General features: G+C 55.1%; 4 protein-coding genes. 1 reads left to right on the forward strand and 3 read right to left on the reverse strand.

Features of this window, described 5'->3' with window-relative positions:
* Nucleotides 1-361, reverse strand: a 361-nt coding sequence (locus ACZAHD_RS22430) for a YbaK/EbsC family protein (protein WP_462458698.1), incomplete at its 3' end; no start/stop codon positions are given.
* 333 nt (nucleotides 362-694) lie between these two features.
* Between ACZAHD_RS22430 and ACZAHD_RS22435 the strand changes: the two genes are divergently transcribed.
* Nucleotides 695-2,038 carry a PTS sugar transporter subunit IIC gene (locus ACZAHD_RS22435; RefSeq protein WP_462458699.1) on the forward strand — a complete coding sequence of 448 codons (1,344 nt, stop codon included), beginning with the start codon at nucleotides 695-697 and terminating at the stop codon, nucleotides 2,036-2,038.
* A 48-nt stretch (nucleotides 2,039-2,086) separates the two neighbouring features.
* Here the strand turns inward: ACZAHD_RS22435 and fhuF are convergent, their stop codons facing one another.
* Nucleotides 2,087-2,875: a siderophore-iron reductase FhuF gene (gene fhuF / locus ACZAHD_RS22440; protein WP_016160257.1), complete on the reverse strand. Its 789-nt coding sequence runs from the start codon at nucleotides 2,873-2,875 to the stop codon at nucleotides 2,087-2,089.
* Between the two features lie 111 nt (nucleotides 2,876-2,986).
* Nucleotides 2,987-3,516 (reverse strand): GGDEF domain-containing protein (locus ACZAHD_RS22445; RefSeq protein WP_462458700.1); only part of this gene is annotated, 530 nt, incomplete at its 5' end.

The raw sequence follows: 3,516 nt of genomic DNA on the forward strand, positions 1-3,516 counted from the left end.
CCTCCTGATAGTGCCTGAGCGAGACGTCGCAATAGACGGCCAGCGGATTTTCCAGACCAAAAGGGCACACGCCGCCTACCGGATGACCGGTCCAGGTCACCACCTCATCGCTGCTTAACATTCTGGCCTTCGCACCAAAGGTCTCTTTCAGCTTTTTGTTATCCAGCCGCGCATCGCCCCTGGCGACGATCAGTACAATCTTATCCTTGATCTTGAGCGACAGCGTTTTGGCGATTTGTCCAGGCTCAACGTTGTGTGCGGCAGCGGCGAGCGCGACGGTGGCGGTACTCTGATTTAACTCAATAATTTCGATATCGGGGGCGTGTTCGGCAAAAAACTGCCGTACAGACTGCAGACTCATTGGATTCTCCTGATTTAAGCCTGGTTAAATCTGTCACAAGCCTGGCGGAGTGTAAATAACAGCGCGGACAATCCAGATTCTTTCTATTTTGTCGATCTCCTTCACATTCACCGTAACCGGTTACTGTAACCGGTTGCGGTTGTGCGCGTAGAGATGAATACTGGAACAGTCACTTCTCACTTTATTTATAACATAAGAGCCGTGTATGAATCGTTGCGTCATGAGCAGTATAGCCGGTAATCCATCAGCGGCCTGCTGCATCAAAAAGCGGTCATCGTAACGGCAGGGTAATCGTTGTTGGGCCAGTATCAATAGCCTGTCAGGAGGGCTACTATGTCTGCTAACCATGCTGCGTTTAATTTGATATTTCGCTTTGTAGAAAATTACATAAGCCCCATAGCAGGGCGGATCTCATCGCAGCGTCACGTCATGGCTATCCGTGACGGTTTTATCTCAGCGATGCCATTTATGATCGTCGGATCGTTCCTGCTGGTGTTTGCTTATCCACCTTTCTCACCGGATACCACCTGGGGTTTTGCCCGCGCCTGGCTGGATCTGGCAAAAGAATTTGAGGGGCGTATTCTGACCCCCTTTGATATGACGATGGGGATCATGTCGATCTACATCTGCGCGGCGATCTCCTATAACCTCGGTAAGCACTACGAGAAATCCAATCAGCTCGATCCCTTTATGTGCGCAATGCTGTCGATCATGGCCTTTTTGCTGATTGCCGCGCCGAAGACCAATGGCACGCTGCCGGTGGATAGCCTCGGGGGGACCGGGATCTTTACCGCGATTCTGGTGGCGATCTATTGCGTGGAAATGATGCGTTTTTTGAAAGCGCACAACATTGGGATCCGCTTGCCGGACCAGGTTCCGCCGATGATCAAAAACTCCTTTGATCTGTTGATCCCGGTGCTGGTGGTCGTGCTGACGCTGTATCCGCTGAGTCTGTTTATCCAGCACCATTTTGACATGCTGATCCCGCAGGCCATTATGGCCATCTTCAAACCGCTCGTTTCGGCAGCCGACTCTCTGCCGGCAATTCTGCTGGCGGTGCTTATTGGCCACCTGTTGTGGTTCACCGGGATCCACGGTGCCGCGATTGTGTCCGGGATGCTGCAGATGTTCTGGCTGACCAACCTCGGTATGAACCAGCAGGCGCTGGCCCAGGGGGCGCCTCTGCCGCATATCTTCATGGAGGCGTTCTGGACATTCTTCATAGTGGTTGGTGGTTCCGGGGCGACCATGGGGCTGGTGTTCTGTTATCTGCGTAGCCGCTCAGCGCATTTGCGCTCCATTGGCCGTCTGAGCGTGGTGCCAAGCCTGTTTAACATTAACGAGCCGGTTATCTTTGGGACGCCTATCGTCATGAATCCGGTGTTCTTTATTCCGTTCCTGCTGGCGCCAATGGTGAACGCGGTGCTGGCCTGGGCAGCAATGAAGCTGGATCTGATTGGCCGCGTTATCTCGGTGGTACCGTGGACGGCGCCAGCACCGATTGGCGGCGCCTGGGCGCTGGGCTGGGATTTTCGGGCGGCGGTTCTGGTGATCGTTCTGGCCTGCGTGTCGGCGATTATCTACTTCCCGTTCTTTAAGGTGTATGAGAAACAGCTGCTTGCTCAGGAAGCGGAAGAGGCCGAGCGAGCGGAGCAGGAGAGTCAACAGACCGCATAAATAGCAACGGGCGGCAAGGGCCGCCCGTTAATTTTGAGGTAGGGGGCGTTATTTCAGCGTGCAGTCGCCGCACTGTTGGACATCCGGCAGGCGATAGCGCTGGCAGCAGGTGCGTCGGACTAACAGCCCTTCACGCAGCACCACCGTTCGCCACAGCGGGTTATCCTGACCATCGGCGAGCTGTTTTTCAAAGAAGCAGTGCTGACGCAGAGCGGCGACCTGCTCATCGCCCAGCAGCGTGCGCATTTCACCTAAATACCAGTTGATCAGATAGCCGGTATTACTCCAGATAAGTTTGCCATTGATCTCGCCCGTCGCTTCCAGCGCCTCAACAACCGGCTGCAGGGTACGAATCACCAGGGCATCTATCCGCGCCTGCGGTGAAAGCGCTGCTATCCTGGCATCGTTATGCACATCAATCCAGAAGCAGGCAGCCCGACCGCTCTCGTGAAATTCGACATGGAAATGTTCTGGCGCCAGGCTGAGTCCCTGCGGTTCATTAAGCAGCGCCAGCATCAGCGGCGGCACCAGCAGGCCGATATACCACTGGGCCCAGAGCGAGAGCAGGGGCTTCTGTTCACGCGGCTGCGTGGGCTGATGACGATAGATATGATCGGACCAGGTGGCCAGCAGGGAGCGTAACGCGATGGGTTGCGACCACTCGGCGAGCGTTAACGCATGCGGCGGGGCAGGCTCATCCAGACGCAGGAAATCCAGCAGATGAGGGCGCAGGGCAGTGATTTTTGCCCGAAGACTCTCCGCCAGCGCGCGTTCAGCCGTCGGGAAGGGAGCCCGCCAGATGAGTTCGTCGCTAAGAGAAAGGGAGCGCCAGGCCATTTGATTTCCAGATACAAATCTAAATGATAATGATTCCTGATATTAGTTGTTTGCAGGCGGCATGGCAAGGAGTTTGTCGGCGCCGCGATACCGCGGCGCGCGAAGGAAAAGCTAACTGGCAAGAATAATATTGCGTCCTTTATTTTTGGCCTCATACAGTGCGCCATCGGCTCGTGCCAGCGCTTGCTCAATGTTGTCATCAATGAGCGGCGTCAGGCCAATGCTGATGGTCACGTTGGTGGCGACACTTTCATTAAACATATGCGGGATCTTCAGATCATAGACCCGCTGGCGAATGCGTTCGGCAGCCTGCCAGGCGGTTTCCTCGCTGCTGTTGGTCAGCAGGACCATAAACTCTTCCCCACCAAAACGAGCGACAATATCGCGTGAGCGCACGGCGTTGCGGATCGCGGCAGAGACGCGAATCAGCGCCTGGTCGCCCATCATATGACCATAGTGGTCGTTATAGGCTTTAAAGTGATCGATATCGAGGAGCAGCACAAAGTGGTTGTCTCCGTCCAGCGCCAGCAGGGTGTCGAGGCGGTTCTGTAGCCCGCGGCGATTATACAAACCGGTCAGGGGATCCAGCATACTGAGATCGTTGAGCGTGTTGCGTTCCTGCATCAGTTTATCCATTAATC

It is taken from the genome of Raoultella sp. (genome assembly GCF_039594335.1).
In the GTDB taxonomy this organism is placed as follows: Bacteria; Pseudomonadota; Gammaproteobacteria; order Enterobacterales; family Enterobacteriaceae; genus Klebsiella.

What these genes read in the sequence shown, in the direction of transcription:
- fhuF (WP_016160257.1), bottom strand. Translation starts at nt 2,875, where the DNA reads ATGGCCTGGCGCTCCCTTTCTCTTAGCGACGAACTCATCTGGCGGGCT.
- ACZAHD_RS22435 (WP_462458699.1), top strand. Translation starts at nt 695, where the DNA reads ATGTCTGCTAACCATGCTGCGTTTAATTTGATATTTCGCTTTGTAGAA.